This is a genomic window from Sulfitobacter sp. W002 (genome assembly GCF_025142135.1).
GTDB classification, from domain to species: Bacteria; Pseudomonadota; Alphaproteobacteria; order Rhodobacterales; family Rhodobacteraceae; genus Sulfitobacter; species Sulfitobacter profundi.
Genome location: NZ_CP081126.1, coordinates 2,766,023 through 2,790,338, shown reverse-complemented (window position 1 = coordinate 2,790,338; position 24,316 = coordinate 2,766,023). Strand labels below are relative to the sequence as shown.

The following is a 24,316-nucleotide window of genomic DNA, read 5'->3' as shown; positions in this document are numbered from 1 at the left end:
TGTTGACCTCTTTCTTGTCACGACAGGGCGGCGGCGAAATCGTCATAGTCGAAATCGCGCACCATTCGGGTGGTTCCGTCCAACTCGCGTACTGCGATGCCGGGCATTTTGACGCCGTTGAACCAGTTTTTCTTGACCATCGTGTAACCGGCAGCGTCTTGGAACGAGATGCGGTCGCCCGCCTTTAGCGGCGCATCAAAACGAAACTCGCCAAAGATATCGCCCGCAAGGCAGGACTTGCCGCAGATCATCCATTCGTGGTCGCCAGTGTCGGGCGCGATCTTGGCCGGTTCGCGGTAGATCAGCAGGTCAAGCATATGCGCCTCGATGGAACTGTCGACGATGGCAAGGTTCTTGCCGTTGTGCATCGTGTCGAGCACGGTGACCTCCAGCGTCGCAGCCCCGGTAATCGCGGCCTCGCCCGGCTCAAGATAGACCTGCACGCCAAAGGCTTCGGCGAAGGATTTCAGCCGCAGCGCCAGGTCATCAAGCGGGTAGTCCGCGCCGGTGAAATGAATGCCGCCGCCAAGGCTGATCCAGTCCATCTTGTGCAACACAGCGCCAAACCGGTCTTCGATCAGGGTCAGCATCTCGTCGAACCGCTCGAAACTGTCGTTCTCGCAGTTGTTGTGGAACATCAGCCCGGTGATCCGATCTGCGACCGCGTCAATCGCTGCTGGGTCGTGCTCGCCCAGACGGCTGAACGGCCGCGCGGGGTCGGCCAGATCGAACTCGGAGGTCGAGACGCCGGGATTTGCTCGCAGGCCGCGGATGTGGCCCGAGGATTGGGTGTCGAACTTGTCGAGCTGGCCGATGGAATTGAAGATGATCTTGTCGGCGTGGCCCAGCACCTCGTCGATCTCATGCTCGGCATAGGCGACGGAGTAGGCGTGGGTCTCACCGGGGAATTTCTCGGCCCCCAGCCGCACTTCGTAGAGCGAGGAGGAGGTCGAGCCGTCCATATACTCCGACATGAAATCGAAGACCGACCAAGTGGCGAAGCATTTCAGCGCCAGCAGGCAACGCGCGCCGGAAAGCGCACGCAGGCGGGCGATCTTCTCCATATTGTCGCGGAGATTGGCCTTGTCGATCAGGTAATAGGGTGTCTGCACGTCGAAAACCTTTCTGCGCGGCCGGAGGGCAAACTCCGGGAGGGAAAAGACCCACTGAATGTGCTGTCGTGGTTGGCCCCGCTAGAGGGCATTTCCGGTGGCGCTTCGCATATTTCGCGCAAGCAACGCAATTGTAAAAAACGCGCGGGCTGGACGGCACGCGCGTTTCCTTCGGTCTGAGTTTAGCGCCAGTCCTGCAAAGGTCCACCGCCATAGGTCTGATTGGTTAGCTTTGCGGGTAGCCGATGCCCTTCAGCGCGTGACGGATCTCGTCCAGAATCGCCGGGTCGTCGATGGTTGCGGGCGGCTTGAAATCCTCCCCATCCGCGATTTTCACGATGGTCGCGCGGAGGATTTTGCCCGAGCGGGTTTTGGGCAGGCGGTCCACCACCACGGCCTGTTTAAAGGCGGCGACGGGGCCGATCTGCTCGCGCATTCGGGTGACGCATTCCGCGACGATTTCCTCATGCGGGCGGTCGACGCCTTTGGTGAGGCACAAGAAACCAACGGGCGATTGGCCCTTAAGGTCATCGCTGACCCCCACAACCGCGCATTCGGCCACATCGGGGTGGCCTGCCAGAACCTCCTCCATCGCGCCGGTCGACAGGCGGTGGCCCGCGACGTTGATCACATCATCGGTGCGCGCCATGATCCAGACATAGCCGTCCTCATCAATCCGCCCCGCATCGCCGGTCTCGTAATAGCCGGGGAAGGTGGCGAGGTAAGACTTGCGAAAGCGGTCATCGGCGTTCCACAGGCCGGGCAGGGTGCCGGGGGGCAGGGGGAGCTTGATGGCAATCGCGCCCAACTCTCCGGCAGGCAGCGGTTCCCCGCGCTCATCCAAAATTTGCACGTCATAGCCCGGCATCGGCACGGTGGGCGAGCCGACCTTGACCGGCAACGCCTCAAGCCCGGCGGGGTTGCCGACGATGGTATAGCCGGTTTCGGTCTGCCACCAGTGATCGTAGACCGGCTTGCCCAGCTTTTCCTGCGCCCATTCAACGGTGTCGGGGTCAGCGCGTTCGCCCGCGAGATAAAGCGCACGCAGGCTCGACAGATCGTATTTCTTGATCTCCTCGCCCTTGGGGTCTTCGCGTTTTACGGCGCGGATCGCGGTGGGGGCGGTGAAGAAGCTCGACACGCCATGCTCTTCGATCACCCGCCAGAAGGTGCCTGCGTCGGGGGTGCCCACGGGCTTGCCTTCGAACACAACGGTGGTGTTGCCCGCAATCAGCGGCGCGTAGCAGATGTAGCTGTGGCCCACGACCCAGCCCACGTCCGACGCGGCCCAGAACACCTCTCCCGGCTCCACGTTATAGATGTTTTTCATCGTCCAGTTCAGCGCCACCAGATGCCCCGCCGTGGGGCGCACCACGCCCTTGGGCGCGCCGGTGGTGCCAGAGGTGTAAAGGATATAGGCCGGGTGGTTCCCCTCAACCGGAACGCAAGGCGCGGGGCGCACGCCGTCTTGGGCGGCGTACCAGTCGATGTCCCGCTCGGGGTTCAACTCACAGGGTTTTTGACCGCGTTGCAGGATAATGCAGGTGTCGGGTTTGTGCGTGGCCTGTTCAATGGCCCCGTCCAGTAGGGGTTTGTAATCCACCACGCGCGATGGCTCGACCCCGCAAGAGGCGGCGATGATCGCCTTGGGTTTGCAATCGTCGATCCGCACCGCCAACTCGCTTGAGGCAAAACCGCCAAAGACCACCGAATGGATTGCGCCGATACGCGCACAGGCCAGCATCGCCTCAACCGCTTCGGGGACCATGGGCATATAGATCACCACGCGGTCGCCTTTTTCCACACCTTGGGCCACCAGCGCCCCGGCGAGCGAGGCGACATGTGCCTGCAATTCGCTATAGGTCAGGGTCGATTTATTGCCGGTGATCGGGCTGTCATAGATGATCGCCACGCGCTTGCCGTTGCCCTGTTCCACATGGCGGTCCACAGCGTTGTAGCAGGTGTTTACACTGGCATCGGCGAACCACTCATAGATATGGTCGCCCCGGTCAAACAGGGCGCGCGTCGGCGCGATGTCCCAATCGATCGCCTCTGCCTGCTCCAGCCAATAGGCTTCCGGATCGGCCTGCCAGCGGTCGTAGGTGTCGCGGTATCCCATGGTGTTCCTCCTCCTGTTGCACTGTGCGGCAAACCCGCGGGCCGGGTATAGCTGTACTGACGCGCAAATATTTCCAGTCACTCTGGCCGCTTAGAAAGAATTCGGCAAGCGGATCGCTATTGTTCCTGTCAGTTGCGGCGCGTCATGCTAGATTGCCTCGAAACCCTATTACCTTTGGAGCCTGCCCACATGCGTCTCGCCCTTTCTCTGCCCCTTGCCTCCTGCCTCGCCATGGTTGCCGCGCTGCCGGTGGCGGCGCAGGACCGTTCCTTCAACTTCGCCCTGCGCGGCGGGGTGGGAGCGGCACCTGATTATCCGGGCGCCAGCAGCTACCGCGCGACGCCGGATTTGGCCTTTACCTTTGGCTCGCTCGAATGGGGCGGGCGCAAGATCGGCACCAACATCGGCGAAGCGCCCAAAACCGGTTTCGGTTTTACCGGCGCGTTCCGCTATCTGGGCGAGCGTGACAGTTCCGATCACTCCGAACTGGCGGGGCTTGAGGACATTGATGCGGCGGTCGAACTTGGCTTTGGCGTGGTCTACCGCGAGGTGAACTGGCAGGTCTTCGGCAAAGTGCGCCAAGGGTTTGGCGGGCATGAAGGCGTGACCGGCGACATCGGCGCTGACGTAATCTTCCGCCCCGATGAGCGTTGGACCATCACCGCAGGCCCGCGTTTCAGCCTTGGCAATGACACCTATGCCGACACCTACTTCGGCGTCGACACGGCCACACCGACCTTGGCGGCCTATGAGGCCGAAGGTGGCCTGCTGGGGGCGGGCGTCGAAGTGCAGGCGACCTACCGTCTGGACGAGGCATGGGCGCTTGAGGGGGCCGTGGCCTATCAACGTCTGCTGAATGACGCCGCCGACAGCCCGATCACGCAGGCCGGTTCTGATGATCAATGGACCATGCGCATCGGTGTGAGCCGCGCCTTCAACTGGCGGTTCTAAGCGGCATTGCGCCGCCTTCCGGGGCGGCGCGCCTTTTGCGACATCATGGTCGAAAACGGATCAGCGTGGGGCGCGCTTTTTGCCATGATGAGTTCAGGCGCGGCATGAGGCCAGCGCCCCTCGCATGACAAAGGGCCCGACCATGGGTGACAAAATCGGCAATAAGAAGAAGCAAGCCAAGGCCGCGGCAAAACCCGCCGCCAAGGCCCCGTCCTCCGTCGCGGACATCAAGCCCGCCACGCCCCGTAAATAAACCTATCCCCGACCACGTAGCGCCGTCCCCCGAAGGGGGCGGCGTTTTGCTTGGGGGCTTAGCCGTAATGCGCGACCGGTGTGCCCGCGATGGCACCCACGTTGAGCAGCCCGCGCGCGGTGATCGAGGGTGAGACGATATGCGCCCGGTTGCCCATGCCCATTAGGATCGGTCCAACCTCAAGCCCGTCGCCCTTCATTTTTAAGATGTTACGCACGCCCGAGGCCGCATCGGCATGGGCGAAGACCAGCACATTGGCGGCCCCTTCCATCCGGTTGCAAGGCAGCAGCCGCGCGCGCAATTCTGGATCAAGCGCGGTGTCGATGTTCATCTCGCCTTCATAGACGATATCGTGGTTGCCTGCGTCGAGGATTTGCAGCGCCGCGCGCAGGCGTTTGCCCGAGCCTTCGCCCTGATTGCCAAACTGGCTTTGCGAACAAAGCGCGACTTTCGGCTCAATCCCAAAGCGCCGGACGTGGCGGGCGGCCCCGATGGCAATCTCGGCGATCTGTTCGGGGGTGGGGTGTAGGTTCACCTGCGTATCCGCGATGAAAAGCGGCCCGTCTTCGAGAATCATCATCGAAAGCGCGCCATGCGGGCGGAAACCGTCGCGGCCCAGCACCTGATTGACGTAGTTCAGATGCCAGCCAAACTCGCCAAAGGTGCCGCAGATCAGGCTGTCGGCCTCTCCGCGATGCACCATGACTGCGCCGATGGCGGTGGTGTTGGTGCGCATGATGGCGCGCGCGATGTCGGGGCTGACGCCGCGGCGGCACATAAGGCTGTGATAGGTCTCCCAATAGTCGCGGTAGCGCGGGTCGTTCTCGGGGTTCACCAGATCGACGTTTTGACCCAGTTGCAGGTTCAACCCGGCCTTTTCGATGCGCCGTTCGATCACCTCCGGGCGGCCAATCAGAATGGGCCGTTCCACCGTCTCTTCGATGATCGCTTGGGCGGCGCGCAGCACGCGCTCGTCCTCGCCTTCGGCAAAGACCAGACGGCGCGGGGAGGAGCGGGCGGATTCGAAGACCGGGCGCATGATTAGCGCGGATTTGAAGACCGACCCGTCGAGTTTGCGTTTATAGGCGTCGAGGTCTTCTATGGGCCGCGCCGCCACGCCCGTCTCCATCGCGGCCTTGGCCACGGCGGAAGAGACCACGCCGATGAGGCGCGGATCGAAGGGTTTCGGGATCAGGTATTCCGCGCCAAAGGTCAGCTGTTCGCCTTGATAGGCCGCTGCCGCCTCGGCACTTGTCGTGGCGCGGGCGAGGGCGGCGATACCGTCGATACAGGCAATTTTCATCTCGTCGTTGATCGTGGTCGCGCCCACATCCAGCGCACCGCGAAAGATGAAGGGGAAACACAGCACGTTGTTGACCTGATTGGGAAAATCGCTGCGCCCTGTGGCGATGATCGCGTCGGGTGCCACGGCGCGGGCCAGATCGGGCAGAATTTCGGGCGTCGGGTTCGCCAGCGCAAAGATGATCGGGCGTTTGGCCATCTTCGCCACCATCTCGGGCGAGAGCACACCGGGGCCCGACAGGCCGAGGAAGAGGTCCGCCCCGTCGATCACATCGTCCAGCGTGCGCAGATCGGACTTCTGCGCATATTCCGCTTTGCTGGGGTTCATGTCCTCGGTCCGGCCCTCATAGACCAGCCCGTTGATGTCACACAGCCAGACGTTTTCACGCTTCACGCCGAGTTTAAGCAGCATGTTGAGGCAGGCGATCCCCGCCGCCCCGCCACCGGTCGAGACGATCTTGATGTCCTCGAACTTTTTACCCGCCACATGCAGCGCGTTTTTCGCAGCGGCGCCGACGACGATGGCGGTGCCGTGTTGGTCATCGTGGAAAACGGGGATGTTCATCCGCTCGCGGCAGATTTTCTCGACGACGAAACAATCGGGAGCTTTGATGTCTTCGAGGTTGATCGCGCCGAAACTCGGCTCCATCGCGCAGACGATCTCGGCCAATTTTTCGGGGTCGGCTTGGTCCAGCTCGATGTCGAAACAATCGATATTGGCGAATTTCTTGAAGAGCACGGCCTTGCCCTCCATCACCGGTTTGGAGGCCAGCGCCCCGATATTGCCCAGTCCGAGAACCGCGGTGCCATTGGTGACCACGGCCACCAGATTGCCGCGCGAGGTATAGCGGGCGGCGGTGTCGGGGTCGTTCTTGATCTCGATACAAGCCTCGGCCACGCCGGGCGAATAGGCGCGGGCCAGATCGCGGCCATTGGCCAGCGGTTTGGTCGCGCGGACCTCCAGCTTACCGGGCCGGGGGTGTTCGTGGTAGTCCAATGCTGCTTGGCGCAAGTTGGGGGTGTCGGACATCGTTCATGCTCCTCCCGAATAATGGTTTAGCGTTAAACTAATTTTTGCGCGCAGGCAAAGCGGCATTTCAGGGGGGCGATCTTCACGGCGGGTGGCTTTGCCCCAGCGTCGTCCTTGCAGGTCATTTTACGCAGGCTTTATGAGGCGATTGAGGTGACATGTGGTTTTGCATCGCACAGGGTGGGGCAATTTTCTATAGTCCGAGAAAAGGGGAGAGCCTAATGACTGATTTGCGCGAAGCGGCTGTGATGGTGCGGGAAAATGCCCATGCACCCTATTCGAATTTCAAGGTCGGTGCGGCGATCCGCACGGCGTCGGGCGCGGTGTTCAGCGGCTGCAATGTCGAAAACGTCGCCTACCCGCAGGGCACCTGTGCCGAGGCCGGGGCGATTGCCGCCATGGTCGCGGCGGGCGAGCGTGACATCGCCGAGGTCTATGTGGTGGCGGGCAGCGATCTCCCGGTGACCCCCTGCGGCGGTTGCCGCCAAAAACTGGCCGAGTTTTCGGGCGACAAGGTGTCGGTGACAATGGCGACCGTGGCGGGAAAAGAGCAGAAGATGACCATGGGCGACCTGCTGCCGGGGGCCTTTGGCGCCGCCCATATGCAGGGTTAACCTCATGAGCGCGCGGGACATTCTGGCGCGGCTGCGCCACGGCAAGGCGTTGAACGCCGAAGCCCTGTCTTGGATGGCGGGCGCGTTGGCTGACGGCTCGGTGAGCGACGCGCAGGCCGGGGCCTTTGCCATGGGCATTTGCCTCAACGGCTTGGATGAGCAAGGCCGCGTGGCATTGACGCTTGCGATGCGCGATTCGGGACGGGTGCTGGCATGGAACTTGGACGGCCCGGTGCTGGATAAACATTCCACCGGCGGCGTTGGCGATTGCGTGTCGCTGATCCTTGCCCCGGCGCTGGCGGCTTGCGGCGCTTACGTGCCGATGATCTCGGGCCGGGGTTTGGGGCACACGGGCGGCACGCTGGATAAGCTGGAGGCGATCCCCGGCGTTAGCACGCAATTGGAAGAGGCACAGTTTCGCGCGGTCGTGCGGGAGGTGGGCTGCGCCATCGTCAGCGCCAGCGGCGACATCGCCCCGGCGGATCGGCGGCTTTATGCGGTGCGGGATGTGACCTCGACCGTGGATTCGCTCGATCTGATCACCGCCTCGATCCTGTCGAAAAAGCTCGCCGCTGGGCTGGATGGGCTGGTGCTGGATGTAAAGGTCGGCTCAGGCGCTTTCATGAAAGAACTGTCGCAGGCGCGCGCCTTGGCCGAGGCGCTGAGCGGCACCGCCACGGCGGCGGGTTGCCCCACGACGGCGGTGATCAGCGACATGAACCAGCCGCTGGTGCCGAGCCTTGGCAACGCGCTGGAAGTGGCCGAGGTGATGCGAGTGTTAAGCGGGACGGCCACCGGGCCAATTCTTGATGTAACGGCTGAACTGGGGGGCGGTCTGCTCGCCAATGGCGGTCTGGCGGCGAGTGCCGAGGCCGGGGCCGATGCCCTGCGCACGGCGGTCGCCGATGGCCGCGCATTGGATCATTTCACCCGCATGCTGAGCGCCATGGGCGCGCCCGCCGATTTCGCCGAAAACTGGGCGCGCATCCTGCCCAAAGCTCCGGTGATCCGCGCTGTCCCTGCGCCGCGCGGCGGCACCGTCAGCGCGATCGACGGCGCGGCGCTTGGGATGGCGGTGGTTAATCTCGGCGGTGGCCGGGTGATTGAGGCGGACCAGATCGACCCGGCAGTGGGCCTGTCGGAAGTGCTGCGCTTGGGCGATGAGGTCCGTGCGGGCCAGCCCTTGGCACTGGTCCATGCGGCGGGGCCAGAGGCGGCGGATGCGGCAGAGGCGGCGGTTTTGGCGGCAATGACGCTGGGCGACACGCCGGTCAAAGCGCCGGAATTGATTTTGGAAAGGATCGGCTGATGGGACGTGCATTTTTGGTCGTGATTGATTCCGTGGGTATCGGCGGCGCGCCGGACGCGGAGGATTTCTTTAACGGCGATCTGCCCGATACCGGGGCCAACACGCTGGGCCATATCGCGCGGGCCTGTGCCGCGGGAAAGGCCGAAGAGGGGCGGAGCGGACCGCTTGCCCTGCCCAATCTTGATCGGCTGGGGCTGGGCGCTGCTCTGACGCTCGCCAGCGGGATGGCGGCGCCGGGTTTGGGGGCGACACCAGAGGGCCGCTGGGGTGCCGCGACGGAAATCTCGCAGGGCAAGGATACCCCCTCGGGCCATTGGGAGTTGGCGGGGTTGCCGGTGCCTTGGGCCTGGCATTACTTCCCCGATGAAACACCGACCTTTCCGGCCGACCTGACCGAAGAGGTCGCGCGGCTGGCGGGCACCGATGGTATCTTGGGCAATTGTCATGCCTCAGGCACGGCGATCATTGAACGGCTGGGGGCAGCGCATTGCGAAAGCGGCTGGCCGATCTGCTATACCTCCGCCGACAGTGTTTTCCAGATCGCCGCCCATGAAGAGACCTTTGGCCTCGACCGCCTCCTGAAGCTTTGCGAGGACATCGCACCCCGCCTGCATGAGATGAAGGTGGGCCGCGTCATCGCGCGGCCCTTCACCGGCGAACCGGGCGCATTCCAGCGCACCGCGAACCGCCGCGACTATGCCATCATGCCGCCGAAACCAGTGCTGACCAATTGGGTGCAAAACGCCGGGGGGCGGGTCTATGCGGTGGGCAAGATCGGCGACATCTTTACCATGCAAGGCATTGATGAATTGCGCAAAGGGCCGGATGCCAAGCTGATGGAACACCTGCATGATCTGGTGGAAGAGGCCGAAGACGGTAGCCTGACCTTCGCCAATTTCGTGGAGTTCGACAGCCTTTATGGTCACCGCCGCGATGTGTCGGGCTATGCCCGCGCGTTGGAGTGGTTCGACACCGAGATCGGCAAGGTGATCGCCGCGCTGCGCGAGGGGGACATGCTGATTGTGACGGCGGATCACGGGAATGATCCGACATGGGCAGGCAGCGATCACACGCGCGAAAGGGTGCCGGTGCTGGTCGCCGGGACCGGGGCAGGGGAGCTGGGTCAGATCGGCTTTGCCGATGTGGCAGCGCTTGTCGCCGGGCATCTGGGGGTACAGGTGCCAGCCTAGCCGCGCAGCCTTTGCTTGCGAGCGGGTCGCTTGTGCGGCTAGAAGCGAGGCAAATAAAGGAGCCTGCCGCATGACCGATACCCCCAATCATCTGACGATCGTTGACCATCCGCTGGTGCAGCACAAGCTGACCATCATGCGCGACAAAACCACCTCGACCGCCGCCTTCCGGCAGTTGCTGCGCGAGATCAGCCAGCTTTTGGCCTATGAGGTGACGCGGGGCCTGCCAATGACGACCAAACGGGTCGAGACCCCGATGCAGGAGATGGACGCGCCGACGCTCGACGGCAAGAAGCTTGCGCTGATCTCGATCCTGCGGGCGGGCAACGGGTTGATGGACGGGGTGCTGGAGCTGATCCCCTCGGCGCGGGTCGGTTTTGTCGGTCTTTACCGTGACGAAGAGACGCTGCAGCCGGTGCAGTATTACTTCAAGGTGCCCGAGGCGATGGAAGACCGACTGGTCATCGCCGTGGATCCGATGCTGGCCACCGGCAACTCCTCGGTCGCGGCGATCAACCTGCTGAAAGAGGCCGGGGCCACCAACATCATCTTCCTTTGCCTGCTCGCATCGCCCGAAGGTGTGGCCACAATGAAAGCCGCGCATCCTGACGTGCGGATCGTCACGGCCTCGCTGGATGAGGCGCTGAACGAGAAGGGCTATATCATTCCGGGTCTGGGTGACGCGGGCGACCGGATGTTCGGCACAAAGTGATCCGGTAAGTTTCGCTATTCAGCGCGTGGCGCTTTACTCAGGCCGCGCGCTGAGGCATCGTTCTACTAGATAGTGTGGGGGCATTAGATGACACTTACCAAAAGTATTGCCATGGCAGTGATCGTGGCCGCTTTGGGCGTCGGCGGATCGCAGACCCAAGCGCAAGACAGCCGCAGCCAGCCAGCGGAGTTTCCGCCGTCTTCCTACAAGGGCAAGCAATATGTCGACAGCGCGGGATGTGTGTTCATCCGTGCGGGCATCGACGGCGATGTGTCATGGGTCCCCCGCATGAGCCGCGCGCGCCAGCAGATCTGTGGTTTCCAGCCCACGAACGGCGTGCAAGTGGCGGCTGCACAGGCGACAACAGCAGCGAAGACCAAGGTCGAAGCCGCCCCCGCCAAAACGCCGCCGACCCGCGTCGCCGAAGTGCAAGCGCCCAAGGTGAAACCAAAAGCCCCCGTGGCCCGGCCCGCACCGCAAAAGGTGGTGCGCCGTGTGGCTCCGGCCCCGGTTCGCGCATCCGCCCCCAAAGTCGTGCGCGAAACCGCACCGCGCCCCGTGCCCGTGGTGCCGAGCAAACCCGTCGCTCTGGCTGCTCCGGCACCGGCTGGGTTCGTCACCGCTTGCCCCGGCGCTTCGCCTCTGTCGCAGCGCTATATGCGGCGCGGGGATGGCTATAGCGTGCGTTGTGGCCCGCAGGCCGAACCTATCGTGACAGGCCGTCTTGCGCCCACCACCCCACAGCGCGGCACGGCCCCTCAGCCTTACCGTAGCGCAGGGATGATGCCCGGTGTGGCTGCAGCGCCCGCACGTGTCGTCGCCCCCGCCGTGGTTGCCGCGCCGGTGGTCAGCGCGCCGCCTGCCCGGGCCGTGGGCACCCAGACACGGATCGTGCCGAAACATGTGGCGATCAACCGTCTGAACACGACAAACGTCAAAGTTCCCCACGGCTATCGTAAGGTCTGGGAGGACGACCGTCTGAACCCGCACCGCGCCGAGCAGACCTTGGAAGGCCGCGCCGATATGCTGCTGGTCTGGACCCAGACCGTGCCGCGCCGTTTGGTGAACAAGGCCACCGGCGAAGATGTGACCGCCAAAGTGCCGCTGATCTACCCCTATCTTGATATCGAAACTCAGCGCCGCAAGCTGGGGGTGGTCAAGATTGTTGAACGGGACGGCCAAGTGGTGAAACGTGTTCTGCGCTACCGCAATGCCGCGCCGATCCACCGCGATGCCCGCCCGGTTAAGAGAGCGCCGGTGAAGGCTGCGCCGGTTAAGGCTGCACCGGTTTATTCCAGCCGGTCGGCCCCGGCAGCGCAGGTCAGCACCAAGGCAGGCTATGTGCAGGTTGGTGTCTTTGGCAGCCCTGCCAATGCGCAGCGCGCGGCGCGTCAGATCGCATCCATGGGCATGCCTGCCCGCATCGGCAAACAGACCCGCGGCGGCAAGACCTATCACAGCGTTCAGGCGGGCCCCATCGCGGGTGGCTCGGCCCAAGCGGCGCTTGGTCAGCTGCGCCGGGCGGGATACCGGGACGCCTATCTGCGCCGCTAAGCGCGTCGCGATAGCAAGAAAAAAGGCCAGCCGTGGTGTCCCCCCGGCTGGCCTTTCTCTTTGGCGGGTCGTTCAGTCAGCCGCCGCAGATGCTTTGCAGTCGCAGCCAATCGGCATCCGACATCAGCGGCGCGGTCAGCTTGCCGTTCATCGGGTCGCCTTCGATCAGGGGCAGGGTGCTTTCGCCAGTGATGTCGCGGGCAAAAGCATAGGGTTTGCTGCGCAGTTCGGCCTTGGCAAATCGTGCCAACTGGGCCTCGACTTTCGGTGTCGCGGCGGGGCGCATCAACAGTTGCTCGGCATAGGCGTCCAGCGCCTCGGAAGAGATATCGCCGGTGGTCAGCAGGCGGAAATTTTCGCGCAGGCCCACGGCCTCCAGCAGCGCGCGCAGCGGGTCATGTTCGCTGCGTGCCACATCTTCGGTGAGCACATAGCCCGCGGCGACATCGGGTTCTTCGTAATCCTCCAGCACCGCGCGGTCGAGCACGATAAGACGCCCCGGCAGATGCAGGCTGGCGCGGGTCATATCGGGCAGGATCGCCACGCGCCCCACCTCCAACCGTTTGGTAAGGCGCGTCAGCGCGGCACTGCCGCCGGGGCTTTCGCAGGCGGGGCCGGACACCCGTTCAAGCCGCTTCAGCAGCGCCGTGCCCAATGAGACGCGCTTGACCTCTGGCACCACTTTGATCGCGTGTTCGCGCAGCGCGCCGGGCATCCAAAAGACCGCCAGCGCCGCCACCACGGCGACAGAGGCGACCATGCCCACCCACCGCAAGCGGCCCGGCTTCGGGCGGCTGCGGTTAATGGCGCGGCGCAGCTTTTCGATAGCCTCGATCATCTCGGTTTCATTGTCGGGCAGTTCCAGCGTCTCTCCCGGATCGCCGTCCGGATGATAGAGCGCGGGGGTCTGGCCGGGATTGGTCCTGTCGACGGCAGCCAGCGACCAATGGGTCAGCGCCTGATCCTTGAGATCGCTGATCACCAGTGTCGCGTCACCGATAGAGACGATCACCTCGCGCCGCTGCGCATCGGGCGTGGCGCGCCAAAGGCCCGTCGCTTCGAGCCGGGCGTATTTTGTCAAGGCGGTCATGGGGTTCTGCTGCGGGCCTGTCAGTTTTTGCCACTCTACCACGCGCTGCGGGATCAGCAATGGCAGGTGACATAATGCCCCGCCTTAGAGGGCCGCCGCCTGCTTGCGCAGTTCAAATTTCTGGATCTTCCCGGTGGAGGTCTTGGGCAACTCTCCGAAAATCACCCGCTTGGGCGTCTTGAACCCGGCAAGACGTTCGCGGGCAAAGGCGATCAGCGCCTCTTGGCTGGCCTCCGACCCCGGCTTCAACTCGACAAAGGCGCAGGGCACCTCGCCCCATTTTTCATGCGGTTGGGCCACCACGGCAGCCAGATTGACCGCGCCGTGGCCCATCAGCACGCCTTCGACCTCAACGCTTGAGATATTCTCTCCGCCGGAGATGATGATGTCCTTGGCGCGGTCGGCAATCTGGATATAGCCGTCGGGATGCTGCACCGCGATATCTCCGGAATGGAAGTAACCGCCCGCAAAGGCTTCGGCGGTGGCCTCGGGGTTCTTGAGGTAGCCTTTCATCACCGCATTGCCGCGGATCATGATTTCGCCCTGTGCGGTGCCGTCGCGCGGGGTCTGGGCCATCTCGGCGTCCATCACCGTGATATCTTCCATCATCGGCATGGCGATGCCTTGGCGGGCTTTGATTCCGGCGCGCTCAGCCTCGGGCAGCCCGTCCCAATCGCCTTGCCACAGACATTCGGTGACATGGCCAAAGGTCTCGGTCAGGCCATAGACCTGCGTGACGTTGAAACCCAGTTTCTCGATCTTCGACAGGGTCGCGGGGGCAGGGGGCGCGCCTGCGGTGAAAACCTCGACGCGGTGATCGAAGGCACGGCGGTCTTCCGCGCTGGCGTTGACCAGCATGTTCAGCACGATGGGCGCGCCGCCGAAATGGGTGACCCCGTGATCCGTGATGGCGTCATAGATCGCGCCCGCCGTGATGTCGCGGCAGCAGACCAGCGTGCCGCCCAAGAGCGGCATCATCCAAGTGTGGTTCCAGCCGTTGCAGTGAAACAACGGCACGATCTGCATGAAGACCGGGCGCAGCACCATCTGCCAAGAAACGACCGTGCCCATGGTCATCAGATAGGCTCCGCGGTGGTGATAGACCACGCCCTTGGGCCGCCCGGTGGTGCCGGAGGTATAGTTCAGCGCGAGGCTCTCCCATTCGTCGTCGGGCATGATCCAGCTAAAGTTCGGATTGGCCTCGGCCAGCAGGTCTTCGTATTGCGGATGCCGCCCGCTGGGAGGGAGGCCGACGGCGGGGTCGGGCACTTCGATGATCGCAGGGCATGTGCCGTCCATCCGCGCGCAGGCGTCTTCGGCCAGCGGCAGGAATTCCGTATCGACGAGCAGCACCTTGGCCCCACCGTGGTCGAGGATATAGGCCACCGTTTCAGGGTCGAGGCGGATGTTGATGGTGTTAAGCACGGCCCCGCAGGCCGGCACGCCAAAATGCGCCTCGGCCTGCGCGGGCAGGTTGGGGATCAGGGTCGCGACCACGTCGCCCGGAGCCACGCCGATCTCGGCCAACAGGGCGGCAAGGCGGGTGCAGCGGTCATGGTACTGGGCATAGGTGACGTGGTGGTCACCGTAGATCACCGCGGTTTGCCCGGCGAAGACCTCTGCCGCCCGGCGCAGATGCGACGTTGGCGTTAGCGCCACGAAATTCGCTGCGCATTTTTCCAGCCCGCGCTCATCCGTCATCCACCCCATGTGACCCCTCCCAAGGCATTGGTTGCGATTTGGGGTTGAGTATTGCTGCCGGGACGTGACTTTGAAAAGAGGGCAGGAGCGAAAAGGAGGGCAGATGCAAGACGCAGCGGTGAAATCAGGCTTGGCGGCGCTTTGCGCAGTGAGCGGTATGGCGGCTTTGGGGCTTACGGATAACTTCGTTCCCTTCATAACCGAGCGCGGCTCGCTCTGGCAGTTTCATTTTGTGCGCGGTGTTATGGCGGTGGCCATTCTGATGGTGCTGGCAGCCCTTGGTTTCGGCATCTTGCGGCCAAGGCGGTTCTGGGCCGTGGTGGGGCGTAGCCTGTTTCAGGCCGGGGCCATGTTGATCTATTTCGGCTGTCTGGCCTTTTTGCCCATCGGCGTGGTGGTGGCCGGGCTTTTCACCTCGCCGCTCTTCGTGCTGATGATCTCGGCCCTGTTCCAAGGCAAGCGGGTCGGCCCATGGCGGTGGGGGGCCGTGGCGGTGGGCTTTGCCGGGGCATTGATGGTGATCCGCCCCGACCCCAGCGATCTGGACCCCGTGGCCTTTCTGCCGCTCTTGGCCGGGGCGCTCTATGCGATTGGCGCCGTGGCGACGCGGGCATGGTGCGAAGGGGAGAGCACGATGGTCATGACCGCAGGCTTTTTCGGCATGTTGGCTGTCATGGGCGGCATCGGTGTCATGGTTTTGCCGGGTGCGGAGGTGGCAGGGCCCGAAGGTTTCGTCAGCCGCACATGGGGGCCGCTGGATGGCGCGATGTGGTTCTGGATCGTGGTGCAAGCGGTAGGCTCGCTCATCGGCATCGGGTTTCTGGTGCGCGGCTACCAATTGGGCGAGGCCGGACATGTCGCCATTTTTGAATACTCCCTGCTGATCTTTGCGAGCTTCTGGGCCTATGTCCTATGGGACCAGCAGGTGCCGCCCATGGGCTTTGCAGGCATGGCACTGATCGCACTGGCGGGGGCGGTCATCGCGCTGCGCAGTGATGAGCCATCTACCTTGCGCGCGCCGGAGGCGGTGGAGTGATCATCAGCCGGGGCCGACGCTATGTCTTTGTGCATATCCCCAAAACGGGGGGCACCTCGCTGGCGCTGGCTTTGGAAGGGCGGGCGATGAAGGACGACCTGATGCTGGGTGACACGCCAAAAGCGCTGAAACGGCGGCGGCGGTTGCAGGGCGTGCAGGCGGCGGGGCGGCTCTGGAAGCATTCAACGCTGGCGGATGTCGACGGGCTGCTGCGGCCAGAGGAGTTGGAAGGGTTGTTTTGTTTCACGCTGGTGCGCAACCCTTGGGACCGGGTGGCGAGCTACTACCGCTGGCTGCGCGGGCAGGGGTTCGATCATCCGGCGGTGGGGCTGGCGAAACAGTCGGATTTCGCGGGGTTCTTACGGCATCCGCAGACGCAGGCCAGCCTGCGCGCCTGGCCCGTGCGGCGGTACATGACGGATGCGGCGGGGCGGGAGCGCTGCGATCGCTATATCCGGTTGGAGCATTTCCCCGATGATGCTCAGCCGTTGTTCGAGCATCTGGGTTTTGAGTTGGAGTTGCCGCGGGTGAATGCCTCTGAAGGGGCTGCGGCCTATACGCCTGAGTTGCGCGATATTGTGGCGGAGGTTTGCGCCGAGGATATCGCGCGGTTTGGCTACGCTGACGACGGTCCCTAGGCCCGGAATCAAGTCGCAGGCGCCGGGCCATCGCCTGCCCGCCCCCCGGGTAGGCGATTTGGCGAGGCTGGGCGGTACTTTGCGGGCACACATCACTGCTGCGCCATAAAGTGGCACGAGGCCACCTTGGAACGCCGACCCGCGGGCAGGCGATGGCCCTCATACCTCTACGAAAAAGGGGCGCCGAAGCGCCCCGATTTCTTATGCTGCCTTGCTGGCATCCGGGTTGAACCGCCCGTAGAACGACTGGTTCTTCTGGGCCATCTCGCGCAGCAACTCGGGGCAAGCAAACCGCTCACCGAACTTCTCGGTCAACTGATCACAACGTTCCGCCGCATAGGGCGCGCCGATCATATCAAGCCAGCTCAGCGGCCCACCGGACCAAGGCGCAAAGCCCCAGCCAAGGATCGCACCGACGTCACCCTCACGGATGTCCATCAACACGCCTTCCTCCAGCGCGCGCACGGCCTCCAAGACCTGCGAGAAGAGCAGACGGTGCTGCACTTCGATCAGATCGGGCTGTTCCTCGGCCACGGGGTACTTGTCCCCCATGCCCTTCCACAGCCCTTCGCGCTTGCCCTTGGCGTCATAGCTGTAGAAGCCCGCGTTCGCTTTGCGGCCCAGACGGCCCTCTTCTTCCATCCAGAATACCAGCGGATCGAGATCGTCGTTCGGGTACTCATCCCCCATCGCCGCCTTGGTTGCGCGGGCAATCTTGGCACCGAGATCGATAGACGTCTCATCCATCAACTGCAACGGCCCCAGCGGCATGCCGACGAGCTTGGCCGCATTCTCGATCAGCGCAGGCTCAACACCCTCCTGCACCATCCGCACACCTTCGTTGATGTAGGGAATGATGCAACGGTTGGCGTAGAAAAAGCGCGCGTCGTTGACCACGATCGGCGTCTTGCGGATCTGGCGCACATAGTCGAGCGCCTTGGCCACGGCCCGGTCGCCGGTCTTCTGGCCCTTGATGATCTCCACCAGCAGCATCTTCTCAACCGGTGAGAAGAAGTGAATGCCGATGAACTGCTCTTGACGGCTCGACGCCTTCGCCAGATCGGTGATCGGCAGGGTCGAAGTGTTGGAGGCAAAGATGCAATCCTCGGGGATCACCGCTTCGACCTTCTGGGTCATCTCGGCCTTGACCTTGGGGTCCTCGAAAACCGCTTCGATGATCAGGTCGCAGCCCTTCAGCGCGTCGAGATCGGTGGTCGCGGTGATCAGGTCAAGCGCCTTGGCCTTCTTCTCTTCGGTGGATTTCTTACGGGCAATGCCCTTGTCGAAATAGCTCGCGGAATAGGCCTTGCCCTTGTCGGCCGCCTCTTGCGTCTGGTCGATCAGCACAACCTCGATCCCGGCCTGAACCGACACCAGCGTGATGCCCGCGCCCATCATGCCGGCGCCCAACACGCCCAGCTTCTTCACGCGCTGGTCCGGCACACCTTCAGGACGCACGGCACCCTTCTCCAGTGCTTCTTTGTTGAGGAAAAGCGAGCGGATCATATTGCCTGAGGAGGGGTTCATCAGCACATTGGTGAACCAGCGCGCCTCGATTTTCAGAGCCGTGTCGAAAGGCACCAGCGCGCCTTCGTAGACCGCCGACAAAAGCGCCTTGGCCGCCGGATAGACACCCTGCGTCTTGCCGTTCACCATCGCACTGGCGCCAACAAAGGTCATGAAACCCGCCGGATGATAAGGCGCGCCGCCGGGCATTTTATAACCCTTGGCATCCCATGGCTTCACCAGATCGGCGTCCTTGGCGTTCAGCACCCAATCGCGCGCCGCGGCCATTGGATCTGCGCTGACCTCATCAATAATGCCGGCCTTCTGGGCAGCAGCCGGGGCGACCATCTTGCCTTCAAGCAAGAAGGGCGAGGCCGCCATCGCACCGAGCTTGCGCACCATCCGCGTGGTGCCACCGGCCCCGGGGAAGATGCCCACAAGGATTTCCGGTAGGCCGATCCGCGCCTTCGGGTTATCAGCGGCAAAGGTGCGATGCGTGGCCAACGGCAGTTCCAGCCCGATGCCCGCGGCGGTGCCGGGGATCACACAGGCGACAGGCTTGCCGCCCTTGTTGGTCTTCGGGTCCATGCCCGCGCGCTCGATCTTGCGCAGCAGGGCGTGCATCTGCATCGTGCCCTCAAAAAGCCCCTTGGCCGGATCGTCGCCCGCATCTTCCTTCATCTTGGCCAGCAGGTTCAGGTCCATCCCCCCGGCGAAAGACCCTTCCTTGCCAGAGGTGATCACGATGCCCTTCACGGCGTCATCGGCCAGCGCGTCGTCGATATGTTTTTCCAGATCGCGCAGCCCGTCAAAGGACATCACGTTCATGCTTTTGCCCGGCACGTCCCATGTGATCGTGGCGATGCCGTCGGCGTCTTTATTCAATGTAAAATCGGTCATTCTCTTGCTCCCTTACGCGGCTTACACGCGCTCGATGATGGTGGCGGCACCCATGCCGGAGGCGATGCAGAGCGTGGCCAGCCCCACTTCCTTGTCGGCGCGCTCCATCTCATCAAGCAGAATGCCGATGATCATGGCGCCGGTGGCGCCCAGGGGGTGCCCCATGGCGATGCCGCCGCCGTTCACGTTCACTTTGCTGTCGTCCACGTCAAAGGCCTGCATGAAGCGCAGAACCACCGCGGCAAAGGCTTCGTTGACCTCGAAAAGATCGATGTCGCCGATCGTCATGCCGTTGTCTTTGAGGATCTTCTCGGTCACCGGCACCGGGCCGGTCAGCATGATGGTGGGATCGGTGCCGATCTTGGCGGTGGCGCGGATGCGGGCGCGGGGCTTCAGCCCGTGCTGCTCGCCAAACTCTTTGTTGCCGACCAGAACGGCGGCGGCACCGTCGACGATGCCCGACGAGTTGCCCGCGTGGTGGATGTGGTTGATCCGCTCCAGATGCGGGTATTTCATCAGCGCGACCTTGTCGAAGCCGGGCATGACCTCACCCATCTGCTGGAACGCCGGGTTCAGGCCGCCAAGCGACTGCATGTCGGTCTGCGGGCGCATATATTCGTCACGATCAAGGATCGCGAGGCCGTTCTGGTCGCGCACAGTGATCACGGATTTGTCAAAGCGGCCCTCTTTCCAAGCCCGCGCCGCGCGCTGTTGGGACTGCATGGCCAGCTGGTCGGCCTCGTCACGGGTGAAACCGAACTCGGTGGCAATGATATCGGCCGAAATACCCTGCGGCACGAAGTATTTCTCCATCGCCAGCGTCGGGTCCACGGCAATCGCGGCACCGTCAGCGCCCATCGCGACACGGCCCATCATCTCGACACCGCCAGCGATATAACCATTGCCCGCGCCGCCTTTGACTTGGTTGGCGGCCAGGTTCACGGCTTCCATGCCGGAGGCACAGAAACGGTTGATCGCCAAACCGGGGATGCGCTCATCAAGGTCCGAGGCCAGAACGGCCGAGCGTGCCAGACAGCCGCCCTGTTCCATCACTTGCGTGACGTTGCCCCAGATCACGTCCTCAACGGCATGACCTTCCAAATTGTTGCGCTCTTTCAGCGCGTTCAATGTCTGCGCCGACAGCCGCAGCGAGGTGACCTCATGCAGCGCGCCGTCCTTGCGGCCCTTGCCGCGGGGGGTGCGGATCGCGTCGTAGATGTAAACGTCTTGGGTCATGTTCATGTCCTTCGAGGGTCAGGCGCGGTCAGCTGGGCTGCCGGGCATCAGGTCGTATGGGGCTTTCCAGCCCGGTGTTTCGCTCAAACGCGTGAGCCACGCGTCGAGATGGGGCCAGTCGCTGCGGTCAAAGCCAAAGGGCTCGGGGTAATAAAGATACCCGCAGCAGCTGAGGTCTGCGTTGGTCAATTCGTCGCCCACGATCCAGTCGCGGCCGTCGAGATGGTCGTTCAGCACGCCGTAGGCTGCCTTGAGCCGCCCTTGGCTAAAGGCGATGACTTCGGCGGGGCGATTGTCTTCGGGCAGGAAATTCATCAGGAAACGGGTCATCCCAGCAACACCACTCAGCTTGTGGTTATCCCATAGCACCCACCGCATGATTTCACGCCGTTCCGTCGCGTCGCGGCCGCCAAATTTGCCCGTCTTTTCCGCGACGTAATCCTGAATTACGCCCGATTGCGTAAGCCGCAGATCGCCGTCGATCATCACCGGGGCCTCGCCCATGTTGTTGATCTGCGCGCGGTAGTCGGGCTGCCGCGTCTGGCCGCCGAAAAAGTCGACCTTCACCGGCTCCCAGTCCAATCCTGAGAGCTCCAAGGCAAGCGCGGCCTTATAGGCGTTGCCGGATTCACCAAAGCAGTAAAGCTGGATGGTCACGTATCATTCCTCCTCAATCTGTCATCGTTCGCGGCACGGTCGGACGGTATTTGGTAAAAGGATGAAGAGGGGGGGCTTGCGCCCTTATCTTCATCCTTTCTTAAATACCTATGCGCGGCGGCCGGGGCTGGGCGCGCGGTCAGAGATTGCGCGCGATCAGTTCCTTCATGATCTCGTTGGTGCCGCCGTAGATGCGTTGCACCCGCGCGTCGGCCCACATTTCGCCGACAGCATATTCCTGCATGAAGCCGTAGCCACCGTGCAGTTGCAAGCAGGCATCAAGCACTTCGCCTTGTGTGTCGGTCAGCCAGTATTTTTGCATCGCGGCCTTATCGACGCTGAGTTCCCCGCGCAGATGTTCGCCAATGCATTCGTCGAGGAAGGCACGGGCCACCATGGTTTTGGTTTTCACTTCGGCCAGTTGGAAGCGGGTGTTCTGGAACTGGGTCAGCGGGCCGCCGAAGGCTTCACGTTCTTTGCAGTATTGGATCGTGCGCGCCACGGCGCCTTCCATTGCGCCGACCGCACCGCAACCGATGATCAGGCGCTCTTGCGGGAGTTGTTGCATCATTTGGTAGAAGCCTTGGCCTTCGTCCTGGCCAAGAATGTTTTCTGGCGGGATTTCGACATTGTCGAAGAACAATTCCGAGGTGTCGGCGGCGTGGAGGCCGATCTTGTCGAGGTTGCGGCCGCGCTGGAAACCCTGCGCGCCGTCGGTTTCGACCACGACGAGCGAGACGCCCTTGGAGCCTTCCTTGGGGTCGGTCTTGGCCGCGACGATGATCAGATTGGCGTGCTGGCCGTTGGTGATGAAGGTCTTTTGGCCCGACAGCTTATAGGCGTTGCCGTCGCGGATCGCTTTGGTTTTGATCCGCTGTACGTCCGATCCGGTGGAGGGTTCGGTCATCGCCAGCGCGCCGACCAACTCGCCCGATACCATCTTGGGCAGCCAGCGTTTCTTTTGATCTGCGGTGCCATAGGCGAGGATGTAATGCGCGACGATGCCGGAATGGATGCCGTGGCCCCATGAGGCGAGGTTGGCGCGGGAGCCTTCGATTAGGATCGCGGCTTCGTGGCCGAAATCACCGCCTGCGCCGCCGTATTCTTCGGGCACCGAGGGGCAGAGTAGGCCCAACTCGCCCGCCTGCGCCCAGGTTTCGCGGTCCATCTGGCCTTGCTTGCGCCATTTCTCGAACTTGGGCGCCCATTCGGCGTTGATGAACTGCGCCGTCATATCGGCGATCATCTGGTGTTCGTCGGTCATCCAGCTGGATGTCTTGCCTTGCGTCATCCGCCCCTCCCCAGGGTTCAGCGTTTGCGGCTTTCCAGTTCGGCGTTGAACAGGCGCAGCCGCGCGGTCAGGTTTTCTTCGTTCATGACCGAGTTGAAATTCTCGAACAGGAACGACAGTGCTTCCCCTTCATCGAGACCTGCATCCGTGCTGAACTTCTTCAGCCTGCGGTAGCCCTCTTCGGTCATGGCGACGGGGAAGCGGCGGGTCAGGCGGAAGCGTTTGGGCATGGTCTCTCCGGGTGTTGGGCAGGGTGGGGGACAGGCCCCCATCACCCGTTTTAGAAGTTTGCGGCCTCCAGCGCCATGACAGTATCCGCGCCCGATTGGATGCGGGTCAGGTGCAACGCCGTGGCGGGCAGCTGCCGTGCCATATAGTAGCGCCCTGTGGCCAGTTTCGTCTCGTAGAACGTGGCGTCGCCGCTGCCGTTCTTCAACGCCTCTTTGGCCGCCAGACCCATTTTGGCCCACATCAGCCCAAGGCAGACATGGCCGAACATATGCATGAAGTCATTGGACCCTGCGAGCGCGTGGTTGGGGTTCTTCATGCCGTTTTGCATGAAGTACATGCCCGCCGATTGCAGGTCCTTGCTGGCTGCTTTCAGCGGGTCGAGGAAGGCTGCGTCAAACTCGGCATCCTGACCGGCGTTATCCTTTATGAAGCCTTTGATCAGATCGAAGAACGCCATCACATGTTTGCCGCCGTCTTGGGCCAGTTTGCGGCCCACGAGGTCGAGCGCCTGAACGCCGTTGGCACCTTCGTAGATTTGGGCGATGCGCGCGTCGCGGGTGAATTGGGACATGCCCCATTCTTCGATATAGCCGTGGCCGCCATAAACTTGCTGGGCCTTCACGGTCATGTCGTAACCTTGGTCGGTCAGGAAGCCTTTGATGACGGGGGTCAGGAGCGACACAAGGCCATCGGCGTCTTTGTCCTCGGCGCGGTGGGCGGCGTCGATCATTGTGGCACCCCAAAGGATGAAGGCGCGGGCGGCTTCGACGAAGCTTTTCTGGTCCATCAGCGAGCGGCGGATGTCGGGGTGGACGATCAGCGGATCGGCGGGCTTCTCAGGGGCCACGGCACCGGTCACGGCGCGGCCCTGCAGGCGGTCGTTGGCGTAGATCACGGCGTTCTGGTAGGCGACTTCGGCCTGTGCCAGACCCTGCATGCCGACGCCGACGCGGGCTTCGTTCATCATGGTGAACATGGCGCGCATGCCCTTGTGCTCGGTCCCCAGCAGATAGCCGGTGGCACCGTCGTAGTTCATCACGCAGGTGGAGTTGCCGTGGATGCCCATCTTCTCTTCGATGGAGCCGACGGAGACGCCGTTGCGCTCACCCAAGGAGCCGTCTTCGTTCACCATGAACTTGGGCACGATGAAGAGCGACACGCCTTTGATGCCTTCGGGGCCGCCTTCGATCTTGGCCAGCACCAGATGGATGATGTTGTCGGCCATGTCGTGTTCACCCGACGAGATGAAGATTTTCTGGCCGGAGATCTTGTAGCTGCCATCGTCCTGCGGCGCGGCTTTGGTGCGCATTAGGCCCAGATCGGTGCCGCAATGCGGCTCGGTCAGGTTCATGGTGCCGGTCCATTCGCAGGAGACCATCTTGGGCAGATAGGTATCTTTCTGCGCGTCGGTACCATGGGCGAGGATCGCCGAGGCCGCGCCGTGGGTCAGGCCCTGATACATGGTGAAGGCTTGGTTCGCGGCGGAGAACATTTCGCCCACGGCGGTGCCGAGGACATAGGGCATGTTTTGCCCGCCGTATTCTTCGGGCATATCAAGACCGGTCCAGCCGCCTTCTTTCACCTTTTCAAAGGCTTCCTTGAAGCCTTTGGGCGTATAGACCACGCCGTTCTCCAAGCGGCAGCCTTCTTGGTCACCCACGGCGTTCAGCGGGGCGAGGACTTCGGAGGTCAGCTTGCCTGCTTCTTCAAGAATGGCGGAGGTGAAATCAGGCTCCAGCTCCTCATAACCGGGGGTCTTGCTTTCGGTCACTTTCAGCACGTCGTGCAGAACGAATTGCAGGTCTTTGGTGGGGGCTGTGTAACTGGGCATCTTTGCTCTCCGGGTCGTCTTTTTATGGATGTGGGTGCGGGCCTTGCCGCCGT

20 protein-coding genes are annotated in these 24,316 nt (G+C 62.9%); 9 read left to right on the top strand and 11 right to left on the bottom strand.

Going from position 1 to position 24,316, the window contains the following annotated elements; genetic code table 11:
- Positions 1-17: 17 nt before the first annotated feature.
- Together K3758_RS13700 and K3758_RS13695 are read right to left on the bottom strand one after the other, a co-directional pair.
- Positions 18-1,112, bottom strand: coding sequence for a carboxynorspermidine decarboxylase (locus tag K3758_RS13700; protein ID WP_259945915.1), 1,095 nt, complete (start codon positions 1,110-1,112; stop codon positions 18-20).
- 226 nt (positions 1,113-1,338) lie between these two features.
- Complete coding sequence (locus tag K3758_RS13695; RefSeq protein WP_259945912.1) at positions 1,339-3,231, bottom strand: propionyl-CoA synthetase; 1,893 nt, start codon at positions 3,229-3,231, stop codon at positions 1,339-1,341.
- Between the two features lie 189 nt (positions 3,232-3,420).
- Between K3758_RS13695 and K3758_RS13690 the strand changes: the two genes are divergently transcribed.
- Positions 3,421-4,182, top strand: coding sequence for a MipA/OmpV family protein (locus tag K3758_RS13690; RefSeq protein WP_259945910.1), 762 nt, complete (start codon positions 3,421-3,423; stop codon positions 4,180-4,182).
- 142 nt (positions 4,183-4,324) lie between these two features.
- Positions 4,325-4,435, top strand: coding sequence for a malic enzyme (locus K3758_RS13685; protein WP_067267274.1), 111 nt, complete (start codon positions 4,325-4,327; stop codon positions 4,433-4,435).
- A 58-nt stretch (positions 4,436-4,493) separates the two neighbouring features.
- Here the strand turns inward: K3758_RS13685 and K3758_RS13680 are convergent, their stop codons facing one another.
- Positions 4,494-6,767, bottom strand: a complete 2,274-nt coding sequence (locus tag K3758_RS13680; protein ID WP_259945905.1) for an NADP-dependent malic enzyme — start codon at positions 6,765-6,767, stop codon at positions 4,494-4,496.
- A gap of 221 nt (positions 6,768-6,988) precedes the next feature.
- Between K3758_RS13680 and K3758_RS13675 the strand changes: the two genes are divergently transcribed.
- From K3758_RS13675 to K3758_RS13655, 5 genes are all read left to right on the top strand, one after another.
- Positions 6,989-7,381, top strand: coding sequence for a cytidine deaminase (locus tag K3758_RS13675; RefSeq protein ID WP_259945902.1), 393 nt, complete (start codon positions 6,989-6,991; stop codon positions 7,379-7,381).
- A 4-nt stretch (positions 7,382-7,385) separates the two neighbouring features.
- Complete coding sequence (locus K3758_RS13670; protein WP_259945900.1) at positions 7,386-8,690, top strand: thymidine phosphorylase; 1,305 nt, start codon at positions 7,386-7,388, stop codon at positions 8,688-8,690.
- The gene (locus tag K3758_RS13665; protein ID WP_259945899.1) at positions 8,690-9,880 is read left to right on the top strand and encodes a phosphopentomutase; all 1,191 of its coding nucleotides are present in this window, start codon (positions 8,690-8,692) and stop codon (positions 9,878-9,880) included. Before K3758_RS13670 ends, K3758_RS13665 begins: the two co-directional genes overlap by 1 nt.
- Positions 9,881-9,950: 70 nt before the next feature.
- Positions 9,951-10,592, top strand: coding sequence for a uracil phosphoribosyltransferase (upp, locus tag K3758_RS13660; RefSeq protein ID WP_067626049.1), 642 nt, complete (start codon positions 9,951-9,953; stop codon positions 10,590-10,592).
- An 87-nt stretch (positions 10,593-10,679) separates the two neighbouring features.
- Complete coding sequence (locus K3758_RS13655; protein WP_259945894.1) at positions 10,680-12,146, top strand: SPOR domain-containing protein; 1,467 nt, start codon at positions 10,680-10,682, stop codon at positions 12,144-12,146.
- A gap of 76 nt (positions 12,147-12,222) precedes the next feature.
- On the opposite strand, the gene K3758_RS13650 is transcribed toward K3758_RS13655, so the two are convergent.
- Both K3758_RS13650 and K3758_RS13645 read right to left on the bottom strand, forming a co-directional pair.
- Positions 12,223-13,236: a hypothetical protein gene (locus K3758_RS13650; protein WP_259945892.1), complete on the bottom strand. Its 1,014-nt coding sequence runs from the start codon at positions 13,234-13,236 to the stop codon at positions 12,223-12,225.
- 84 nt (positions 13,237-13,320) lie between these two features.
- Entirely contained in the window at positions 13,321-14,946 is a 1,626-nt protein-coding gene (locus K3758_RS13645) for an AMP-binding protein (protein ID WP_259945890.1), read from the bottom strand.
- Between the two features lie 94 nt (positions 14,947-15,040).
- Between K3758_RS13645 and K3758_RS13640 the strand changes: the two genes are divergently transcribed.
- The gene (locus K3758_RS13640) at positions 15,041-15,973 is read left to right on the top strand and encodes a DMT family transporter (RefSeq protein WP_259945887.1); all 933 of its coding nucleotides are present in this window, start codon (positions 15,041-15,043) and stop codon (positions 15,971-15,973) included.
- Entirely contained in the window at positions 15,970-16,611 is a 642-nt protein-coding gene (locus K3758_RS13635; protein WP_259945885.1) for a sulfotransferase family protein, read from the top strand. Before K3758_RS13640 ends, K3758_RS13635 begins: the two co-directional genes overlap by 4 nt.
- A gap of 201 nt (positions 16,612-16,812) precedes the next feature.
- On the opposite strand, the gene K3758_RS13630 is transcribed toward K3758_RS13635, so the two are convergent.
- The 6 genes from K3758_RS13630 to K3758_RS13605 form a co-directional block, all read right to left on the bottom strand.
- Positions 16,813-19,017, bottom strand: a complete 2,205-nt coding sequence (locus K3758_RS13630; protein WP_259945882.1) for a 3-hydroxyacyl-CoA dehydrogenase NAD-binding domain-containing protein — start codon at positions 19,015-19,017, stop codon at positions 16,813-16,815.
- Between the two features lie 21 nt (positions 19,018-19,038).
- Positions 19,039-20,253: an acetyl-CoA C-acetyltransferase gene (locus tag K3758_RS13625; protein WP_259945879.1), complete on the bottom strand. Its 1,215-nt coding sequence runs from the start codon at positions 20,251-20,253 to the stop codon at positions 19,039-19,041.
- A gap of 18 nt (positions 20,254-20,271) precedes the next feature.
- A complete protein-coding gene (locus tag K3758_RS13620; protein WP_259945877.1) occupies positions 20,272-20,910 on the bottom strand; it encodes a glutathione S-transferase family protein in 639 nt (212 codons plus the stop codon).
- Between the two features lie 139 nt (positions 20,911-21,049).
- Positions 21,050-22,201 (bottom strand): acyl-CoA dehydrogenase family protein, encoded by a 1,152-nt coding sequence (locus tag K3758_RS13615; RefSeq protein ID WP_259945875.1) that lies wholly within the window; start codon positions 22,199-22,201, stop codon positions 21,050-21,052.
- Between the two features lie 17 nt (positions 22,202-22,218).
- A complete protein-coding gene (locus tag K3758_RS13610; protein WP_067630099.1) occupies positions 22,219-22,431 on the bottom strand; it encodes a hypothetical protein in 213 nt (70 codons plus the stop codon).
- 50 nt (positions 22,432-22,481) lie between these two features.
- Complete coding sequence (locus K3758_RS13605) at positions 22,482-24,263, bottom strand: acyl-CoA dehydrogenase C-terminal domain-containing protein (RefSeq protein WP_259945868.1); 1,782 nt, start codon at positions 24,261-24,263, stop codon at positions 22,482-22,484.
- Positions 24,264-24,316: the final 53 nt, after the last annotated feature.